Source organism: Streptomyces sp. NPDC048603 (assembly GCF_043199475.1).
Classification (GTDB): domain Bacteria; phylum Actinomycetota; class Actinomycetes; order Streptomycetales; family Streptomycetaceae; genus Streptomyces.
Map to the genome: position 1 here is coordinate 733,818 of NZ_JBICVY010000001.1, position 17,484 is coordinate 751,301.

General features: G+C 72.6%; 20 protein-coding genes. 12 read left to right on the forward strand and 8 right to left on the reverse strand.

Annotation, left to right across the window (positions count from 1 at the left end):
• The first annotated feature begins 107 nt into the window (after positions 1 to 107).
• Together ACGFQ9_RS03505 and nhaA are read left to right on the forward strand one after the other, a co-directional pair.
• Complete coding sequence (locus ACGFQ9_RS03505) at positions 108 to 353, forward strand: hypothetical protein (RefSeq protein WP_393570683.1); 246 nt, start codon at positions 108 to 110, stop codon at positions 351 to 353.
• 304 nt (positions 354 to 657) lie between these two features.
• A complete protein-coding gene (gene nhaA, locus ACGFQ9_RS03510) occupies positions 658 to 2,070 on the forward strand; it encodes a Na+/H+ antiporter NhaA (protein ID WP_393570685.1) in 1,413 nt (470 codons plus the stop codon).
• Here nhaA and ACGFQ9_RS03515 read toward each other — a convergent pair.
• The 4 genes from ACGFQ9_RS03515 to ACGFQ9_RS03530 form a co-directional block, all read right to left on the reverse strand.
• Positions 1,998 to 2,531: a DM13 domain-containing protein gene (locus tag ACGFQ9_RS03515; RefSeq protein WP_393570687.1), complete on the reverse strand. Its 534-nt coding sequence runs from the start codon at positions 2,529 to 2,531 to the stop codon at positions 1,998 to 2,000. The genes nhaA and ACGFQ9_RS03515 overlap by 73 nt on opposite strands.
• A 202-nt stretch (positions 2,532 to 2,733) precedes the next feature.
• Positions 2,734 to 3,690 (reverse strand): sigma-70 family RNA polymerase sigma factor, encoded by a 957-nt coding sequence (locus ACGFQ9_RS03520; protein ID WP_393570689.1) that lies wholly within the window; start codon positions 3,688 to 3,690, stop codon positions 2,734 to 2,736.
• 10 nt (positions 3,691 to 3,700) lie between these two features.
• Positions 3,701 to 4,945 carry an NAD(P)/FAD-dependent oxidoreductase gene (locus ACGFQ9_RS03525; RefSeq protein WP_393570690.1) on the reverse strand — a complete coding sequence of 415 codons (1,245 nt, stop codon included), beginning with the start codon at positions 4,943 to 4,945 and terminating at the stop codon, positions 3,701 to 3,703.
• A gap of 150 nt (positions 4,946 to 5,095) precedes the next feature.
• The gene (locus tag ACGFQ9_RS03530) at positions 5,096 to 5,503 is read right to left on the reverse strand and encodes a RidA family protein (protein WP_393570692.1); all 408 of its coding nucleotides are present in this window, start codon (positions 5,501 to 5,503) and stop codon (positions 5,096 to 5,098) included.
• 95 nt (positions 5,504 to 5,598) lie between these two features.
• On the opposite strand from ACGFQ9_RS03530, the gene ACGFQ9_RS03535 reads away from it, so the two are divergent.
• Entirely contained in the window at positions 5,599 to 5,997 is a 399-nt protein-coding gene (locus tag ACGFQ9_RS03535) for a winged helix-turn-helix transcriptional regulator (RefSeq protein ID WP_393570693.1), read from the forward strand.
• Positions 5,998 to 6,061: 64 nt separating this feature from the next.
• On the opposite strand, the gene ACGFQ9_RS03540 is transcribed toward ACGFQ9_RS03535, so the two are convergent.
• From ACGFQ9_RS03540 to ACGFQ9_RS03550, 3 genes are read right to left on the reverse strand one after another with little or no spacing between them, the layout of a single operon-like run.
• On the reverse strand, positions 6,062 to 6,838 hold the full coding sequence (locus tag ACGFQ9_RS03540) for an ABC transporter permease (protein ID WP_393570695.1): 777 nt from the start codon (positions 6,836 to 6,838) through the stop codon (positions 6,062 to 6,064).
• Positions 6,835 to 8,418 (reverse strand): ABC transporter permease subunit, encoded by a 1,584-nt coding sequence (locus tag ACGFQ9_RS03545; RefSeq protein ID WP_393570696.1) that lies wholly within the window; start codon positions 8,416 to 8,418, stop codon positions 6,835 to 6,837. The genes ACGFQ9_RS03540 and ACGFQ9_RS03545 overlap by 4 nt, the downstream gene beginning before the upstream one ends.
• On the reverse strand, positions 8,415 to 9,356 hold the full coding sequence (locus tag ACGFQ9_RS03550; RefSeq protein WP_393570698.1) for an ABC transporter ATP-binding protein: 942 nt from the start codon (positions 9,354 to 9,356) through the stop codon (positions 8,415 to 8,417). Before ACGFQ9_RS03550 ends, ACGFQ9_RS03545 begins: the two co-directional genes overlap by 4 nt.
• A gap of 127 nt (positions 9,357 to 9,483) precedes the next feature.
• Between ACGFQ9_RS03550 and ACGFQ9_RS03555 the strand changes: the two genes are divergently transcribed.
• The 8 genes from ACGFQ9_RS03555 to ACGFQ9_RS03590 all read left to right on the forward strand — a co-directional run bounded on the left by ACGFQ9_RS03555 (position 9,484) and on the right by ACGFQ9_RS03590 (position 14,283).
• Positions 9,484 to 10,731, forward strand: a complete 1,248-nt coding sequence (locus ACGFQ9_RS03555; RefSeq protein ID WP_393570700.1) for a sensor histidine kinase — start codon at positions 9,484 to 9,486, stop codon at positions 10,729 to 10,731.
• A complete protein-coding gene (locus ACGFQ9_RS03560; RefSeq protein ID WP_393570701.1) occupies positions 10,728 to 11,393 on the forward strand; it encodes a response regulator transcription factor in 666 nt (221 codons plus the stop codon). Before ACGFQ9_RS03555 ends, ACGFQ9_RS03560 begins: the two co-directional genes overlap by 4 nt.
• Before the next feature lie 176 nt (positions 11,394 to 11,569).
• Positions 11,570 to 11,764, forward strand: a complete 195-nt coding sequence (locus ACGFQ9_RS03565) for a CsbD family protein (protein ID WP_393570703.1) — start codon at positions 11,570 to 11,572, stop codon at positions 11,762 to 11,764.
• 141 nt (positions 11,765 to 11,905) lie between these two features.
• Complete coding sequence (locus ACGFQ9_RS03570; protein WP_393570705.1) at positions 11,906 to 12,301, forward strand: hypothetical protein; 396 nt, start codon at positions 11,906 to 11,908, stop codon at positions 12,299 to 12,301.
• A 168-nt stretch (positions 12,302 to 12,469) separates the two neighbouring features.
• The gene (locus tag ACGFQ9_RS03575) at positions 12,470 to 12,625 is read left to right on the forward strand and encodes a hypothetical protein (RefSeq protein WP_393570706.1); all 156 of its coding nucleotides are present in this window, start codon (positions 12,470 to 12,472) and stop codon (positions 12,623 to 12,625) included.
• Between the two features lie 4 nt (positions 12,626 to 12,629).
• Positions 12,630 to 13,298: a nucleotidyltransferase family protein gene (locus ACGFQ9_RS03580; protein ID WP_393570707.1), complete on the forward strand. Its 669-nt coding sequence runs from the start codon at positions 12,630 to 12,632 to the stop codon at positions 13,296 to 13,298.
• Positions 13,295 to 13,558, forward strand: coding sequence for a hypothetical protein (locus tag ACGFQ9_RS03585; protein WP_393570709.1), 264 nt, complete (start codon positions 13,295 to 13,297; stop codon positions 13,556 to 13,558). The genes ACGFQ9_RS03580 and ACGFQ9_RS03585 overlap by 4 nt, the downstream gene beginning before the upstream one ends.
• A complete protein-coding gene (locus ACGFQ9_RS03590) occupies positions 13,555 to 14,283 on the forward strand; it encodes a metallophosphoesterase (RefSeq protein WP_393570711.1) in 729 nt (242 codons plus the stop codon). Before ACGFQ9_RS03585 ends, ACGFQ9_RS03590 begins: the two co-directional genes overlap by 4 nt.
• A gap of 55 nt (positions 14,284 to 14,338) precedes the next feature.
• On the opposite strand, the gene ACGFQ9_RS03595 is transcribed toward ACGFQ9_RS03590, so the two are convergent.
• Positions 14,339 to 16,753, reverse strand: coding sequence for a SpoIIE family protein phosphatase (locus ACGFQ9_RS03595; RefSeq protein ID WP_393570713.1), 2,415 nt, complete (start codon positions 16,751 to 16,753; stop codon positions 14,339 to 14,341).
• Positions 16,754 to 17,025: 272 nt separating this feature from the next.
• On the opposite strand from ACGFQ9_RS03595, the gene ACGFQ9_RS03600 reads away from it, so the two are divergent.
• Positions 17,026 to 17,484, forward strand: coding sequence for an STAS domain-containing protein (locus ACGFQ9_RS03600; RefSeq protein WP_393570715.1), 459 nt, complete (start codon positions 17,026 to 17,028; stop codon positions 17,482 to 17,484).

Sequence of the window (17,484 nt, forward strand, 5' to 3'; positions counted from 1 at the left end):
CTGCCGGACATAGCGGACATCGACCCCTTACGAAACACGGACGTCGGCCGTACGGCGGCAGCGCCGGCGCGGACGGCCCGAGCCGCGGCGAAGCGGGCCTCGCGGCCATGAGCACGTCCCCACGCCTCTGCCGCCCGGCCGCCCCGGCCCGCGCCGATCCGGCCGGCGCATCCGGTGATGGCCGCCTGCACGTGCCGGAAGGTGACGCCCTGGAGCACCGGGGCCACCTCGGCGAGCAGGTCCGGCCGCCCGCTCGCGACCGTGGCGCGGGACGCCTCGACGCAGTGACGCAGGCCGGCGTCGCAGCGCCCGGCGAGGTACTCGGCGCGGGCCGGCTCCGCCCCCGTCCGTGACCGGCGCACGGTGGCCTGCGCGGCCGGGTCCATGCCGTCGGCGACCCGCCCGTCGCCGGGGTCGTCACCGGCCGCCCGCGCCGTGCCGGCCATGACGCCGGCCTCGCCGCCCACGGGCCCGTTGCCCTTGTTCCCGCACGTCACAGCCCACCTGGCGACACCCCCGCCCTCCCGATACGGTGTTAGGAACGCGTCAATGCGCTCATGTCACCGACGAGCGGGCGCGGGGTGTGCCGGGAAGTCTGGTCGGCGTCCTTGGGGCCGTGTGCCCGCTGTCAGCCGACGCCCCGGAGGTTCCTCCGCCATGACCGCCGCTCCGCCGCCACAGCGATCCCCGTTCCTCGGGCTGCTGCCCCGGCCCGAGCGCCGTGCCGTCGCCGACGCCCTGCGCACCGAGACCATCGGCGGCCTGGTCCTCCTGGCCGCCGCCGTCATCGCGCTCGTCTGGGCGAACAGCCCCTGGAGCGCGGCCTACGAGCGGATACGCGACTTCCACTTCGGCATACCCGCGCTCGGCCTGGACCTCTCGGTCGGGCACTGGACCGCCGACGGACTACTGGCCGTGTTCTTCCTGGTCGCGGGTATCGAGCTCAAGCGCGAGCTCGTCGTCGGCGAGCTCCGCACCCCGGCCACGGCCGCCCTGCCGGTCGTCGCCGCCGTCTGCGGCATGGCCGTCCCCGCCGCCCTCTACGCCCTCACCGCCACGGCAGGGGCCGGCAGCCTCGACGGCTGGGCCGTGCCGATGGCCACCGACATCGCCTTCGCCCTCGCCGTCCTCGCGGTCATCTCCACCCACCTGCCGGCCGCGCTGCGCGCCTTCCTGCTCACCCTCGCCGTCGTCGACGACCTCGGCGCCATCCTCGTCATCGCGGTCTTCTTCACCGGCGACCTCGACTTCCCGGCGCTCGGCGGGGCCTTCGCCGGCCTGGCCGTGTTCTACGCGCTCCAGCGGTTCCGGGTGCGCGGCTGGTGGTGGTACGTCCCCCTCGGCGTCGCGATCTGGGCGCTGACGTACACGAGCGGCATCCACGCCACCGTCGCCGGCGTCGCCATGGGCCTGATCCTGCGCACCACCACCGACAAGGGCGAGGACGCCTCCCCCGGCGCCCGCACCTCCCACCTGCTCCACCCCTTCTCCGCGGGCGTGGCCGTTCCCCTCTTCGCCCTGTTCGCCGCCGGCGTCTCGGTCTCCGCCGCCGCCCTGGGCAAGGTCTTCACCAGCCCCGAGCCTCTGGGAGTGGTCGTCGGGCTGGTCGCGGGCAAGGTCCTGGGCGTGTTCCTCGGCACCTACCTGGCCGCCCGCTACACCCGGGCCCGCCTCAACCCCGACCTCTCCTGGGCCGACGTCCTCGGTCTCGCCCTCCTCGCCGGGATCGGGTTCACCGTCTCCCTCCTGGCCGGCGAGCTGGCCTTCCCCGGACAGGAGGCCGGCGAACACGTCAAGGCAGCCGTCCTGACCGGCTCCCTGACCGCGGCCCTGCTCGCCGCGGTCCTGCTCCGCCGCCGCAACCGGACGTACCGTCGTCTGTACGAGGCGGAACCCGCCGACGCCGACACCGACGCCGACGCCGACGGCATCCCCGACATCTACCGGCAGGATGTGCCGGGACCCGATGACGGAGGTCTCCAGCGTGTGGCCGCGCGTCAGGCGCGGCCGAGTTCCGCGGCTCCGAAGGAGACGTCGAAGCGGTCGCACCAGATCGTCACGCTCGTGTAGTCGGCCAGCCGGACGTCCGCGGGGATCGGGTAGTTCTGGTCGCCCTTGTTGCCCTTGAGCTTGCCGAGGCTGACGTGCTTCCCGTCGTCGAACACCCGCCAGCCCGCCACGCCCTCCTTCACCGGTGCGTCGGTCAGCCAGACCCGCAGGTCGGGCCCGTTGCTGGTGTCCAGGTTCTCCAGCCGGAGCGTGCGCGAGCCGTCGGGCAGCTCGACGATCCTGGCCTTGCCCGTGGTGGTGTGCTCGTGGCTGATCAGCCCGCCCTCGGCCACGGTGCGGGGGCCCGCGGCCGCCGACGGCGAGGAAGCGGGCCCCGCCGGCGGGGCGGCCACGGTGGGCAGGGCTTCGCTGACCTTCTGGTCCGTCCAGATTTTCCACGGCTGGAACCAGTACAGCCCGGCGCCCACCAGCACCACCGCCGCCACCAGCGCCGCGGCGAGCACCGACCTCCGCTTGTTCACGTTCCCCGACACCACGACAACCCTTCATCCGTACGTCTGTGTTCCGTTCCGATTCAACCCTCCCGAACGGCCCGGCATCCACAGCGGCCCGATGACGGATTCCTTACGTCGTTCCGATCGGGCCGGCCTGCGAGCCGGCGGCGGAGACGGCGCCGCGGCCGCATGCTGCGCCGTCCCGGACGCGGACCGCCGGCATGCCGGGTCACCACTGGTCGATGAGCGGCGCGTCCGGTTCGTGCCGCCGCCACGCCTCGGTGATGCGGCCGAGGCGGGCAGGGGCGGCGATGCCGCGCACGGTCGCGATCCTGCCGTCGGCGACGTCGAACGTCACGGCGCCTACGACGCGGTCGCCGAGCACGAAGAGGATGGCGGGGGCGCCGTTGACGACCGCGTAGTGGACTGCGGGCGTGCCGCCGGCGAGGCGCCGCTTGGCGTCCGTGGGTTTGAAGCCGGCCCGTGCGATGGCGGCGATGCGCTGCGGAGTGTCGTACTGCAGCAGCTTCCTGGCCAGGCCGGCGCCGTCGGAGATGGCGATCGCGTCGTCCGTGAGCAGCGCCACCAGCCGTTCGGTGCGGCCGGAGGAGGCCGCGGCGAGGAACTCCTCGACGACCCTGCGGGCGGCTGCCGGGTCGACCTCACCGCCGCCGCGGCGGCGCGCGGCGGTGATGCGGCCCCGGGCCCTGTGGAGGTGCTGCTGGCTGGCGGACTCGGTGATGTCGAGGATCCCGGCGATCTCGGCGTGGCCGTAGGAGAACGCTTCGCGCAGGACGTAGACGGCCCGTTCCATTGGTGACAGGCGCTCCATGAGGGTCAGCACGGCCAGGGAGACCGATTCGCGCTGCTCGAACGTGTCGGCCGGGCCGAGCATGGGGTCGCCGTCGAGGAGCGGTTCCGGCAGCCAGGCGCCGGCGGCGCGTTCGCGGCGGGCCCGTGCCGAGCGGAGCCGGTCCAGGCACAGGTTGGTGACGACCTTGGTCAGCCACGCCTCCGGCACCTCGATCCGCTGCCGGTCGGCGGCCTGCCAGTGCAGGAACGCGTCCTGCACGGCGTCCTGGGCGTCGGCGGCGGAGCCGAGCAGCCGGTAGGCCAGCGAGGCCAGCCGGTTCCGGCCGGCCTCGAAGCGACTGGTGTCGAAGCGATCAGTGATGGTGCCGTCCATGTGGATCACCTTAGGCAACAGGCGGCTGCGCGAAAGGAGTTGCCGGCGCGGCAGTGGGCGCGGCGGCCGGTGCGGCGGCCAGCCGCCGCCGGCGCCTGGGCAGGCCGAAGGTCGGGTGCGAGGTGGTCCACAGCGACATCCTGAGGATGCCCGCCTTGATCCGCGCGGCCTTCCGGCCGCCCATGTGCTTCGGCTTCGCCCGGCCTTCGCCGTCGACCATCTGCAGGATCCCGTCCCGCCGCCCGAGGCTGATGTGGTTGCCGATGTACTCCAGCTTGGTGTTCGGGATCTTGCGGCCGGTCAGGCGTCCCACGATCGCGGCCGTGGCCTGCATACCGGTGTAGCCGGCCGAAGCGCAGGACATCGGAAGCGGCCGGCCGTTGTCGCCGATGACGTAGGCGCTGTCGCCGACGGCGTAGACGTCGGGATGCGAGACCGACCGCATGAGGCGGTCCACGACGATCCGGCCGTCCTCGGCGACCTCCAGCCCGCCGGCGGCGGCGATCGGGCTGACCTCGAACCCGGCCGTCCACACCGTCGCGTCGGACGCCAGGGCGGCGCCGTCGGCGCACAGCACCCGCGCCGCTTCGACGGCTTCGACTTCGGTGCGCTCCAGGACGGTGATGCCCAGCCGGTCGCAGGCCCGGCGGAGGTGGCCGCGGGCTCCGGCGGACAGCCCGGCGGCCAACTCACCCCGGGCGACCAGCGTCACGGACAGGCCGGGCCGGGACTCGGCGATCTCGGTGGCGGTCTCGATGCCGGTCAGCCCGTCGCCGACGACCAGCACCGTGGCGCCTTCGCCCCGCGCGGCCAGACCGTCCCGGCTGTCCAGGCTGTCCAGGCGCTCACGCAGACGAAGCGCCGAGGGCCGTCCGGTGACGTCGAACGCGTGTTCGGCCACGCCGGGGACGCCGCGGTCGGCGGCATGGCTGCCGAGCGCGTAGATCAGCGTGTCGTAGCCGAGCTCGCCGCCGCCGTCGGCGTCGGCCACCGCGACGACCCGGCGCTCGGGGTCGACGGCGGTGACACGCGCCGGCCGCAGCCGGATCTCCGTGCCCGCGAACACGTCGGCGAGCCTGGGGGCCTCGACGACCTGGCCGGCCGCGAGCTGGTGCAGCCGCAGCCGCTGGACGAAGTCCGGCTCGGCGTTGACCACGGTGATCTCGGTGTCCGCCGGGGACAGCCGGCGGGCCAGGGTCCCGGCCGCGTAGGCCCCGGCATAGCCGGCGCCGAGGATGACGATGCGGTGCTTCATGAGCTGCTCCTGTCTGTCCGCCTGCTTCCGGCGACTTGAGCGGAACAGCTCCCCGATTCCTGACAGGAACCGGATGTGATCCGGGTCACGTGCTGGCGGGAGCGCCGTGGGTGCCGCCCCGGCACCGGGGCGGCACCGGGGCGGCACCCGTCAGTCGAGGACGGCCGTGGCCTCGATCTCGACCAGATGCCCGGGCACGTCCAGGGCCGCCACACCGAGCAGGGTGGCCGGCGGCACCGGGGTGGCGCCCAGCTTCGCGGCCGCCCGGGCGACCCCGTCCATGAGCAGGGTCATCTTGTCGGGTGTCCAGTCGACGACGTGGACGGTCAGCTTCGCCACGTCGTCGAACGACCCGCCCACCCCGGCCAGTGCGGTGGCGACGTTGAGGTAGCACTGCTCGACCTGAGCGGCCAGATCGCCCTCGCCGACGGCGGCACCGTGGGCGTCGACCGCGACCTGTCCGGCGATGTAGACGGTCCTCGAACCGGTGGCGATCGCGACCTGCCGGTAGGCGTCGACGGTGGGCAGCCCGTCGGGGTTCACCAGGGTGACAGCCATGTCCTGCTCCTCGTGCTCTCTTGTGGTTACTCAGAAACCGTAGGAGAGTGAGCGCTTGACTGGAAGAACGCACTTTTCGGTGACTGGGGAACCTCATGGTGACCAAGCAGCTCAAGGGCTCGGGCCCGGGCTCGCCCAAGGACGAGGCCGATGTGACACGGGCGGACTCGCTGGCGCGCGAGATCTTCTCGGACATCGCCAACAAATGGGCGCTCCTGATCATCGAGGCCGTGGGTGACCGCACCCTGCGCTTCACCGAACTGCGCAACGAGGTCGAGGGCATCAGCCACAAGATGCTCACGCAGAACCTGCGCCTGCTGGAGCGCAACGGACTGCTCGAACGGACCGTGCACCCCACCGTGCCGCCGCGTGTCGAGTACACCCTCACGGAGCCGGGCCGGGCCCTGCGGGCCACGGTCGACGGCATGTGTGACTGGACCCACCGCCACCTCGCCGCCATCGAGGCCGCCCGCCACCGCTTCGACAGTGCGTAGGCCGGCACCTCCGGCCAGCTCCGGGGTGACGCCCCGGCGGAGGTGCGGTCGGCGGGCTCCGGGCTCACGCGTCGCGCAGGCGCAGCGCCAGTCCGCCGGCGAGCAGGGCCGCCGCGGACCATGCGGCGAGGACGCCCAGTCCGGCCCAGGGTCCGATGGCGAGCCGGTCCAGGCCGGTGGTGGCCTGGACGGCGAGACCTGCGGTCATCGGCGCGATCTGCGCGAGGCGGCGCTGCCACTCCGGGTCGCCCACCACGTGTGCGACGACCGGGAAGAGGTAGAGCAGCCCGAGGACGCCGCCGATGGCGGTCGCGGCCTCCCGGACGGCCGTCGCGATGCCGAAGGCGAGGAGGGCGACCAGGGCGAGGTAGAGGACGGATCCCGTGGCGGCCCGCAGGGTCGCACCGTCCGCGAGGGACAGCGGCGGGTAGCCGTGGGCCGGAGTGAAGCCGTTGCCGGGCAGGATGAACCGCCCGGCGAGCAGCGACCCGAGGACGGCCACCGTACCGGCGGCCAGCACCACCGCGGCGAGGACGGCGGCCTTCGCGGCGAACACGGAGATCCGGTGCGGCACCGCCGTGAGGGTGGTGCGGATCATGCCCGTGCCGTACTCCCCGCTGACCACCAGTACGGCGGCGATGGCGACCACCGCCTGGCCGAGCGTGACACCGGTGAGGGCGATCCGTACGCCGTCCTCACCGCACCCCGCGTCGGGGCAGATCACCGCCCGGGAGGTGCCGGCGCCCAGCGCCACGGTCAGGGCGATCGCGAGGAGCAGCAGCGGGCCCGTTCCTCCGGCGGTGCGCAGTTTCGTCCACTCGGCGTGCAGCACGTACCTCATGCGTCCCTCCGCCGGAGTCGTACGAGCGCCAGGCCGCAGGCGAGCGCGGCATATCCGCAGAGCACTCCGAGCCCGGCCCACGGCGGCAACGGGTGGTAGCCGGTCGCGGGCTCGTAGACGCTCACGACCTGCGCGTACCGGGGCAGCGTCTGCTGGACGGCGAATCCGGCGGCCGGAGTCACCCGCAGCAGCCATTCCGAGGCACCCGCCGGCAGGACGGCGGAGGTGGCGAGCAGGTAGGGCAGTACGAGCGCCGCGACGACCAGGGCGACCGCCGCCGCACTGCGCCGCAGCAGGGCACCGACGCCGAGCGCGAGCACGGCGGTGACGGCGAACAGCAGGGCGGTACCCACCACGAGGCGCAGCTCCGTGGCGGTGGAGACCGGGAAGACCCTGAAGTCCCGGCTCCGCGCGCCCCGTTCACCGAGCGGGATCGTGACGGTGGCGGCGAGGAGGCCGGCGGCGAAGGCGACGGACCCGACCACCGCGGCCTTGGCGGCTAGCACCCGGCCGCGCCCTGGGTGGGCGGCCAGGGTGGTGCGGATGAGTCCGCGCCGGTACTCGGCGGTGACGAACAGCGTGCCGAGGGCGATCACCACGATCAGCCCGGCGAACGCGCCGACGAGGAAGTTCTCCGGGGCGTAGGCGTTGCCCATGGCGGGTCCGCCCACCACCGGGGCGATGTCGCCGGCCCCCGTGACCGTGAGCGCGGCCGCGTTCCCGGACGCCGGCTGGGAACCGGACCCCGACCCGGACCCCGACCCCGACCCCGACCCGGACCGGGACTCGGTGAATCCGCCCTTCGTCGTGTTCGTGTAGCTGCCGGAGGTACCCGCGTCCTCGCCGACCTGCATGCCGGTCCAGCGCCCGGCGGACCAGCCGCCCCGGAGGTCGGGTTTGCCGAAGGTACCGGTGGCCACGGCGGGGCCGAAGCCCGCGCGGCCCGAGGTCTCGTCCTTGGCCTGAGGGGTCGTCACGAACAGCCCCGCCTGTACGGCCGCCGGCAGCCCGGCCAGGTCCGCGGCACCGACCCGGCTCCAGGCCTCGCCGTCCACCGACGCGTAGCCGGTGAGGGTGGAGCCCGCCCGGACCAGGCGCAGCCAGCGCGGTGACCCCTGCGACACCGCCCCGGGGACCCCGGATACGTCGTGGGTGTAGTCGTACTGCATCCGCACCCCGTGGCCGCCGGTCACCATCACCGCCGCGTACGAAGACCCCTGCTCCAGGCTCGCCTTGACGATGATCCCGGCCTTCGCCCAGGGCGGCAGGCCGTCGGCCGTCTTCCCGGGGCCGGTGTCGATCACCCCGGTGAGGGCCGTCACCGGAACCGTGATGCTGCCGTCGCCCTCCAGGGTCCGGTGGACGAAGTAGAAGCTGTCGTTGACGGCCTCGCCGCCGGGTCCCCGCGGGAAGGCGGAGGCGGCGCCCTGGCCGGGCGGCGCCGGGGCCGCCGTCCCCAGGAGCCCGACCAGCACCGTCGCCAGGGCCGCGGCGGCCATGCCCAGCACCCACCCGCGTACCGTACGGAACTTGGTCCACTCCGCGTGCAGCAGCCGGGCGAAGCCGGCCGCGGCCTTCACGCCGTCTCCCCGGCCGGCACCCCGCGGTACTCCACGGCGTCCCGGGTCAGTTCCCAGTAGGCCTCCTCCAGTGTCGCGCGATGCGCCGACACCTGGGAGAACGGCACCGCGCCCGCGGTGAGCGCGGCCACGATCCCTTCGTCGGCCAGCCCGGAAACGGTGAGCGTGCCGTCTTCCACCGCCCGCACCGTGGCGCCGGCGGCCTCCAGTACGGAGGTGGCCCGCATGCGCGCCGTCGTCCGTACGGTGACCCGGTCGCCGGAGGCGGCCGCCAGCAGCTCGCGCACGCCGGTGTCCGCGACGACCTTCCCCCTGCCGACCACCACCAGATGGCCGGCGGTGTCCTGGAGCTCGCCCATCAGATGGGTGGAGACCAGCACCGCGCGGCCCTGCCGGGCCAGCGAGGCGAGGAAGCCGCGCATCCACACGATGCCGTCCGGGTCCAGCCCGTTGAACGGCTCGTCCAGCATCAGCACCGGCGGATCGCCGAGCAGCGCCGCCGCGATCCCGAGCCGCTGCCGCATGCCCAGGGAGAAGCCGCCGGCCTTCCGCCGGGCGGCCGGGCCCAGTCCGGTCTGTTCGATGACGGCCTCCACCCGCCGGGCCGGCAGGCCCTGGGAGTGGGCCAGCCACAGCAGGTGGTCGCGGGCGGTGCGGCTCGGCTGCAGCGCCGAGGCGTCGAGCAGAGCGCCCAGGTGCTTCAGCGGATGGCGCAGCTCCCGGTACGGCCGCCCGCCGACCAGCGCCCGGCCGGCGTCGGGTGCGTCCAGGCCCAGGATCACCCGCATCGTGGTGGACTTCCCGGCGCCGTTGGGACCGACGAAGCCGGTCACCTGCCCCGGCCGGACGGTGAAGGCCATCCCGTCCAGCGCCACGTGCGGTCCGAAGCGTTTGTGCAGGCCGACGACCTCGATGGTCGCCCTCGTCTCCTCGTTCATGGCCCCCACCCTGCGGCGCGGTCCATGACACCGGCCGAACGGGCGCTGTCATGCCGCTGTTAGGTCCCGCCGCATAACCTGGGGCCGGGTCCGGACCGGGGCCGGGCACGGAAGGAGGACCAGGACGATGCGATGGGTTCGTTCCCGTCCGCGCGGCACCGTGCGGGCACGCTTCACGGCCTTGTACGCCGGCCTGTTCCTGCTCTCCGGCACCGTCCTGCTCCTGATCGCCGCCGCAGTGAGCGCGGGCAGCAGGGTCGCCAGTGCCGTGCCGGGTACGGGCACCCTCCCCGGACAGCCCCCGGCACCCGCGCGGGACCGGGCCCGTATCGAGGAGCTGGAGCGGCAGCTGACGCGCGTACAGGATGCCCAGTCCGCGCGGATCCTGCTGGGATCGGCCGTCGCCCTGGCCGTCATGGCGGTGGTGTCGCTGGCACTGGGCTGGTTCGTCGCCGGGCGGGTGCTGCGCCCGCTGCGGACGATGACCGAGGCCACCCGCCGTATCTCCGCCGACAACCTGCACGAGCGGCTCGCCGTTCCCGGCCCCGGCGACGAGGTGAAGGACCTCGCCGACACCATCGACGGGCTGCTGGAGCGGCTGGAGGGGGCCTTCGCCGCCCAGCGCCGCTTCGTCGCCAACGCCTCCCACGAACTGCGCACCCCGCTGGCCACCATGCGTGCCGCCGTGGACGTGGCCGTCGCCAAGCCAGGTCCCGTGCCCGAGCAGACGCTGACCCTGGCGGGCCGGATGCGCGGTGAGCTCGATCAGGTCGACCGTCTGCTGGAGGGCTTCCTGGTGCTCGCCCGCAGCAGGCACGGCGACTTCACCGATGCCGCGCGCGTCCCGCTGGAGGAGCTCCTGTCGGCTTCCCTGGGCGCGCGGGCCTCCGACATCGCGGCGAAGGACCTCACCGTGCACCGTACGGATACGCACGGCCGCGCGCGGGTGTGGGCCAGTGGGAGCCTGCTGCGCCGCCTGGTCGACAACCTGGTCGACAACGCGATCACGCACAACGAATCCGGCGGCTGGCTCGGCGTCTCCGTCCGGGCGGGCGGCGATTCGGTGCGGCTGACCGTCGAGACCGGCGGGCCGGTGCTCGACCCGGGGCAGGTCGCGGAGCTGGCGCAGCCGTTCCGGCGGCTGGGCGCGGACCGGACCGGCCGGGGCCGCGGATCCGGGCTCGGCCTGTCCATCGTCGCGGCCATCGCCGAAGCGCACGGCGGCACGCTGGGGCTGGCCGCCCGGCCCGAGGGCGGCCTGCGGGTCACCGTCACCCTGCCCGGGGCCGACCAGGTCGACGGGTCCGACCTGTCCGACGGGTGCGACCGGCCCGACCGGTCCGACCGGACCGACGCAGAGGGGGCGGCGGTATGAGGGTGCTGGTGGTCGAGGACGCGCGGGCCCTCGCCGACATCCTGGTCGAGGGGCTGCGCGACCAGGGCATGGCCGTGGACGCCGCCCACGACGGGCTGGATGCCGCGGCGAAACTCGACGCCACCGCGTACGACGTGGTGGTCCTCGACCGCGACCTGCCGGGCATCCACGGCGACACCCTCTGCCGGATGATCACCTCACGGGAGGACCGGGTCATGGTGCTGATGCTGACCGCGGCCGACGCTCCCGGCGACCGGGTCGGCGGGCTGCTCCTGGGCGCCGACGACTACCTGGCCAAGCCCTTCCACTTCCCCGAACTCGTCCTGCGCATCCGCTCCCTGGCCCGCCGCCGGCCGGCCGCGCGGGCCCGCGTGCTGCGGGCTGCCGGGATCGAACTCGATCCGCTCAGCCGTACGGCCGTCCGTGACGGACGGCAACTGGACCTGTCGGTGAAGGAGTTCTCCCTGCTCGAAGCCCTGATGGACGCGAGCCCGGCCTTCCGGAGCGCGGAGGAGCTGCTCGAACAGGTCTGGGACGAGCACGCCGATCCCTTCACCAATACCGTCGCGGTCACCATCGGCCGCCTCCGTCGCAAACTCGGCGACCCGGCGGTCATCACCACGACCCCGGGAGTCGGCTACCGCCTCGTCGGCCGGCCGTGATCAGGAAGCCCGAGCCGGCGGCCCGGCAGCCACCGCCAGAACCCTCGCCGTCGACGAGAACAGCAGCGCCTTCATCCCACTGTTTCAGGTGTAGGCGCGGGACCGCGGGGCAGGCGCGTTACGAATGGACGAATCAGTCCTATGCAGGACGAGAAGGTCCAAGTAGGGAGACCACCATGACCGAGAAGGCCAAGGGCAAGCTGGAACAGCTCAAGGGCAAGGGCAAGGAGACCGCCGGCAAGGTCACCGGCAACGACCGGCTGCGGACCGAGGGCAAGATGGATCAGGTCAAGGGCAAGGCGCGGGAGACGATGGGCGAGGCCACGGACCGCGCCCGCGGGATCGACGATTCCCTGCGTGACAAGAAGTAGCGACGGAAAAAGTCACCACGACTCCTCGTGACCGTCCCCCCAAAGTCATCGGAAGTCCGAACGCGGGCCTGCCTCGGAAAGGGCCCGCGTTCGGCGACGGATTGTCAGGTCAGGGGCGCGTCGCAGCATCGAGACTCGCACGTGGAGGAGCACGATGCCGACCGGAAACTTGCTTGCCATCATCATCCCCTCCGTCGTCGTATTGACCGGACCGGTGGACTGACCACCGAAGACCTTGCCGGACCCTCGGGCGGCCGGGCTGAGCAGGACGAGGAAGCCCCGGCGGTCTACCCCGGCGAGGCAACCGGGGAGAACCAGCGGTACGAAGGCGAACAGGCCGGCGAGGAAAGGGCCGACAAGGAAAGGTCTGGCGCGACAGAAGCCGGTTCCGCCGACGACACGACCGGCGACACGGCCGGACATACGGAGACTGCGGACACCGGTTCCGCGATGTCCGCCGCTCGCGACGCCACCGAGGACCTCCGCGTGGCTCTCCAGCAGTACCGCTCCTTCTTCAACCGTCTCCTGAGCACCTGAACGGCAGCGCAGCGGAACGCGGGCCGGACGACGGGCCCGCGTTCCGCTGTGTTCGCCCGCTCGGCGCCTTCCCCGATCGCCGCTCAACAGCAGGTCGCCCGCGAGGCATGAGAACGGCAATTGGTGGTAGGCGCCTGTCATAGCCTTTCGAGACACCAGGAGGCACTCATGATCGCCCTCGGAGTCATTCTGCTGATCATCGGGTTCGTGACCGGGATCTCGATCCTGTGGACGATCGGAATCGTCCTCCTGGTCATCGGCCTCGTGTTGTTGCTCCTGGGTGCCGCAGGACGTGGGGTGGGCGGACGGGCCCATTACTGGTGACACCATGGCCCGCCCCACCCCCCGCACCGACCGGGCCGGCGGACATTCCCTGACCAGCCCTCCGGTACCCGCTGAGCCGGACGAGGATTCGCTGCCCAAGGACCACACCCAGGCGATTCTGGAGACCACCAAACAGGTGGCGGGGCTGTTGAAAGGGTCGGGGCTGCCGTTCGCCCTGGCCGGTAGCGTTGCCGCCTTCGCCCACGGCCTGCCCGCCATGTTCCAGCACGACACGGACTTCTGCGTACGCCCCGAGGACGCGGACGCCGCCGTCGAAGCGCTGGAAAGCGGCGGCATCCCGATGCGGCGCGCGGCGGAGGACTGGCTCGTCAAGGGCCGGTCGGGCGGCGAGGAGATCGACCTGATCTTCGAGCTGGCCCGGCGCCCGGTGAGTACCGAACTCCTGGAGCGGGCGGACATCCTGGCCGTCGATTCGGTACGGATGCCGGTCCTGTCCCCCACCGACCTCATGGACAGCCGGCTGGCCGCGCTGTGCGAGCACTACTGCGACTTCGGCGACCTGCTGCCCATGGCCCGGATGCTGCGGGAGCAGATCGACTGGCAGCGGCTGGACCGCAGCCATCGGGACTCCCCGCTGGCCGACGCCTTCCTCTACCTGCTGGACAGGCTGCACGTCATCCACCGGACACGCCAGAAGGCCGCACCGACATGAACACCATGGGCCCCGAGGGCATCCTCGACTACCGCATCGCCCGCCTGCGGGACCGGCTCGCCCTCGAGGAGGCCGCCGAACTCGGCGTACACATCGAAACCCACGGAACGCGGGCGGTCGTGCGGGGCGCCGTGGCCGACGAGGAGGCGCGGGCGCTCGTCCTGCACCTGGCCGGCGAAGAACTGGCAGGGCTGGACTGGTACGAGGACCTCACGCTGTACCGCTCGCGACCGCCCGACCACATCGAGGAGCTCTCATGATCCGCGTGGCGGCCGTCGGTGACATCCACCTCGGACCCGACAGCGCCGGACGCCTGCGCCCCGCCTTCGACACACTGGGCGGCTGCGCAGACCTGCTGGTCCTGGCCGGCGACCTGACCAGGCACGGCACCCCCGAGGAAGGACGGGTGGTCGCCCATGAGGTGGCCGGGTTGCCGGTGCCCGTGGTCGCCGTGCTGGGCAACCACGACTACCAGAGCGACCAGCAGGAAGCCGTCACCCGGGAACTGCGCACAGCGGGGGTGTGCGTCCTGGAAGGCGAGGGAGTGGTTCTCGACCTGGACGGAACGCGCGTGGGTGTGGCCGGCACCAAGGGCTTCGGCGGGGGCTTCGCCGGGCGCAGCGCAAGCGAGTTCGGCGAGCCGGAGATGAAGGCGTTCATCCGCTACACGAGGGCCCGTGCCGACAGCCTCGGCGACGCCCTGCGGTCCTTGTCCTCGTCCGGAAGCACGCTGCGGATCGCACTCACCCACTACGCCCCGGTGCCCGACACCCTCGCCGGGGAGCCACCGGAGATCTATCCGTTCCTCGGCAGCTACCTGCTGGCAGAGGCCATGGACGAGGCGGGCGCCGACCTCGCGGTCCACGGTCACGCCCACCTGGGGACCGAGCACGGCAGGACCGCGGGCGGCATCCCGGTACGCAATGTCGCCATGCCCGTGATCGGGCAGGCATTCGCCGTGTACCACCTCGGCTCCGCCCCGTAGCCCACCCCGGAGGGCCTTTCACCCGGGGATTCGCCGGCGTACCGGGGACACACCTTCACGATTCTGCGGGCACATGGATGTCCAGGACGCAGATGTCGTCCCGGAGGCGCGGCCGGGCGGCCGCGAGGGTGCGGCCGAGGGTCTCGTCGCGTCCCTCTCGTACGAGCCGAAGGGCTGCCGCGGCGAACCGGGTGAGGCCGTCCTCGATGTCCTCGCCGGGTTCCTCCACCAGGCCGTCGGTGTAGAGAAGGAGGTGGTCGCCGGGCAGGAGGTCGAGGACGGCCTCGCCGTACACCGCGTCGAAGGACGCTCCGAGGAGGCAGCCCTCGGGCTGGGAGACGAAGTGCGCCTCGCCGCCGCGGATCAGCAGGGGCGGCAGGTGCCCGGCCCGGACCCAACTCAACTGCCGGCCGTCGGGACGGTAGCGCGCCATGACCATCGTCGCGGTGGCCCCGCTGGTGTCCGTCGCGGTATGGAGCAGCAGTGAGTTGAGGCGGCTCAGGACTGCGGGCAGTTTGGAACCCGTCACGGCCATGCCCTTGGTGGTGAAACGGAGTTGGGCCATCGTCCCGACGGCTGCCAGCCCATGGCCGGCCACGTCTCCGACCACGAAGAGGGCACAGCCGTCAGGCAGCTGAATGGCGCTGTACCAGTCGCCACCCACGCTCGTCCCCGTTTCGGCGGGCAGGTACGCGACGTCGACGCACAGGCCGGCCAGTTCCAGGGACTGTTCCGGGATGGGCAGCAGGGTCTCCTGGAGCCGGGCGGCGAGGGCACGTTCGGCCTTGAGCATGCCCCGCTGGATGAGGTTCGCGCGTTCGCTGTCCCGCAGGGCGGTCTCGATGCCGCGCTGGGCCGTGAGGTCCTGAATGAAACCGTGCACCTCGACGGGTGTGCCGTCGGAGTCCGACTCGGCCTCGGCGACGATCCGCAGATGCCGTATTCCCCGCGTGGTGGTGATGCAGAACGGCTGGTCCATGGCCTCCCCGTCGGTGAGCAGCCGCTGGACGGCAGCGCCGAACCGCGGCAGATCATCCGGTACGAGGTGACCGGACAGCTCTTCCAGGGTCATGGGCCCCAGTGAGGGATCGCGACCGAAGATGGTATAGACCTGATCCGACCAGGTACTCGCGTCGGTCAGAAGTTCCCAGGTGGCCCAGCCGAGGTTGCACAGGCGCTGCACGTCCGCCAGTCTGCGGGCCTCGCGCCGGCTCGTGTCGTGGCGGGTCCAGGACACCACCAGCCGGTCCCCGAGGCGCGACGCCCGGACCGAGTAGACGGACTTGCGCGGAACCCCCGCGAGGGTCTCCTCGTAGGTGAAGGGAGATCCTTCGTAGAGCGTCCCTGTCATCAGGGTGTCCAGGTATCCGTCCCACAGCTCGCCACCGGCCACCGTGGGATACGTTTCGAGGATCCTGCGGCCCACCAGTTCCTTGCCCCGACGTCCCGCCACATCGACGGACTCCGCTGCCGCCGCGTCGATCCGGAAGTCCTCCACCGTGCCGTCCTCCGAGCGCAAGGGGGTGAGGAGGACGGCCGGGCACGGCAGGGCATCGAGAACACGCTGGATCGCGGCGACGGCCTCGCTCTCGTCCGTCGTCTCCGGCTGCACCGCATCGCGTGGCGGAAGCAAGGCCCCACCGCACATCCTGACCACCCGGCGCAGGAGGCTTCGGGTGCCACCGCCGAAGGGGCCCGGGAGGGTCCGGAAGAACCCCACCACCGTGGTCGCGGGATGGTCCGAGGGCACCGGAATCCACGCCCGGGTGGGCCACTGTCCCGGAGGGTCCCCGATCAGCTGGTAGCGGTCCGCATCATGCGCCAGGTCCTCCAGCCACACGGCCCGCTCCTCGGCGAGCGCCTCCAGCGCCGCGATCCCTCCGAGCGGCGGTACGTGGCTCCACTGCTCGGCCAGCGACCGGTCGATGCCGGCGTGGCCGACCAGGTCCAGGCTCCCCTCTGCCCCGCGGGTGTAGATCAGGACGGCGGCCACGTGCTCGGCATCGCTCAGAACCGCTCGCAGCAGCTCCGCCACCTCGCCCGGAGCGCGCGTGTCCGCCAGGTCTTCGGCCAGCCGGGCCAGGCCCGCGCGCCTGCTGGGGTCGTACTGACCGGAAGCAGGGTACGGGCCGGCGCGGAGCGACTGTGCGGCCGTACCCGAGGGGGTTCCGTAGAGCTCCCCGACCGCTGTCGAGGCCCCCGGGCGGCCGCTGCCGGCCAGGGTGAACCAGCATTCCTCCATCAGCGAGCACCGGTGGCGCTCGGCACGCTCCTGGAGAAGTTCGTACGCCCCGTCCTCGGGCACGCCCTCCTGGGCCATGACCACGCCCTTGGCCCGTTCGAGGACGGCCGCCATTGCGGCACCGGACTCCAGGTCCTCGACCTCGGCCCGCAGCCTGGCGACCACCTTCGCCAGGGCCAGCACCTCCGGAGAGGCGCCGGCGGCAGAACGCACTGCCTCATCCTCCATACGTTGAGCATGCCACGCAGCGAGGGCGCAGGGCCGCGCCGGATCCTCAGCCGCTCGTCACGGCTACCGAGCGCTCGGGGCCCGGCACGCTCCGGCTGCCATCAGCACCCTCCGGCCTTCGGGCAGGCCGGTGCGAAAACACGCGTATCGCCCCTGAGGCCGGGTAGGCGCACCTTGTGGGACGGGGCCGCGGTGACGGCGTGGCGTTCCTTCGGCTCATCAAGCAGTACTCCGCGAACCGCCACTGCGGTGCGGGCAGGACGGAGGTTCCCGTGACATCAACACCTGGATCGGCGTCGTCGCCGGAACCTCCGGCACCCCCCGGACAGCCGCATCCGGCGGCGCGTGACGGTCAGCGCTTCGGGCTCGAGGTACGACAGCAGGACGGGGTCGTGATCCTCGTCCTCTCGGGCGAGCTCGACCATGACACCGCCCACCCGTTGCACGAGGCCCTGGCCGCCGCGCTGGAGCGCCCCGGACCACCACGGCTGGTCGTCGATTGTGGCGGGCTGCGCTTCTGCGACTCGACGGGCCTGAACATGCTGCTGCGCGCCCGACTCGAGGCTCAGGAGATCGGAGGCACGGTGGAACTGGCGGCGCCGACGCGGCCGGTGGCCCGCATGCTCGAAATCACCGGTGCCGACGAGGTCTTCACCATCCACCCGGACATGGCCACGGCCCTCCGGGAGAACGCCGACCGCCCGACAGGCGGGATCAGAGGACGGCCATGA

Coding starts and splice junctions, on each gene's coding strand:
- ACGFQ9_RS03565 (WP_393570703.1), top strand. CDS start 11,570: ATGACCGAGAAGGCCAAGGGCAAGCTGGAACAGCTCAAGGGCAAGGGC.
- ACGFQ9_RS03550 (WP_393570698.1), bottom strand. CDS start 9,356: ATGAACGAGGAGACGAGGGCGACCATCGAGGTCGTCGGCCTGCACAAA.
- ACGFQ9_RS03505 (WP_393570683.1), top strand. CDS start 108: ATGAGCACGTCCCCACGCCTCTGCCGCCCGGCCGCCCCGGCCCGCGCC.
- ACGFQ9_RS03525 (WP_393570690.1), bottom strand. CDS start 4,945: ATGAAGCACCGCATCGTCATCCTCGGCGCCGGCTATGCCGGGGCCTAC.
- ACGFQ9_RS03585 (WP_393570709.1), top strand. CDS start 13,295: ATGAACACCATGGGCCCCGAGGGCATCCTCGACTACCGCATCGCCCGC.
- ACGFQ9_RS03560 (WP_393570701.1), top strand. CDS start 10,728: ATGAGGGTGCTGGTGGTCGAGGACGCGCGGGCCCTCGCCGACATCCTG.
- ACGFQ9_RS03580 (WP_393570707.1), top strand. CDS start 12,630: ATGGCCCGCCCCACCCCCCGCACCGACCGGGCCGGCGGACATTCCCTG.
- ACGFQ9_RS03575 (WP_393570706.1), top strand. CDS start 12,470: ATGATCGCCCTCGGAGTCATTCTGCTGATCATCGGGTTCGTGACCGGG.
- ACGFQ9_RS03590 (WP_393570711.1), top strand. CDS start 13,555: ATGATCCGCGTGGCGGCCGTCGGTGACATCCACCTCGGACCCGACAGC.
- ACGFQ9_RS03520 (WP_393570689.1), bottom strand. CDS start 3,690: ATGGACGGCACCATCACTGATCGCTTCGACACCAGTCGCTTCGAGGCC.
- ACGFQ9_RS03540 (WP_393570695.1), bottom strand. CDS start 6,838: ATGAGGTACGTGCTGCACGCCGAGTGGACGAAACTGCGCACCGCCGGA.
- ACGFQ9_RS03535 (WP_393570693.1), top strand. CDS start 5,599: ATGGTGACCAAGCAGCTCAAGGGCTCGGGCCCGGGCTCGCCCAAGGAC.
- ACGFQ9_RS03595 (WP_393570713.1), bottom strand. CDS start 16,753: ATGGAGGATGAGGCAGTGCGTTCTGCCGCCGGCGCCTCTCCGGAGGTG.
- ACGFQ9_RS03530 (WP_393570692.1), bottom strand. CDS start 5,503: ATGGCTGTCACCCTGGTGAACCCCGACGGGCTGCCCACCGTCGACGCC.
- nhaA (WP_393570685.1), top strand. CDS start 658: ATGACCGCCGCTCCGCCGCCACAGCGATCCCCGTTCCTCGGGCTGCTG.
- ACGFQ9_RS03555 (WP_393570700.1), top strand. CDS start 9,484: ATGCGATGGGTTCGTTCCCGTCCGCGCGGCACCGTGCGGGCACGCTTC.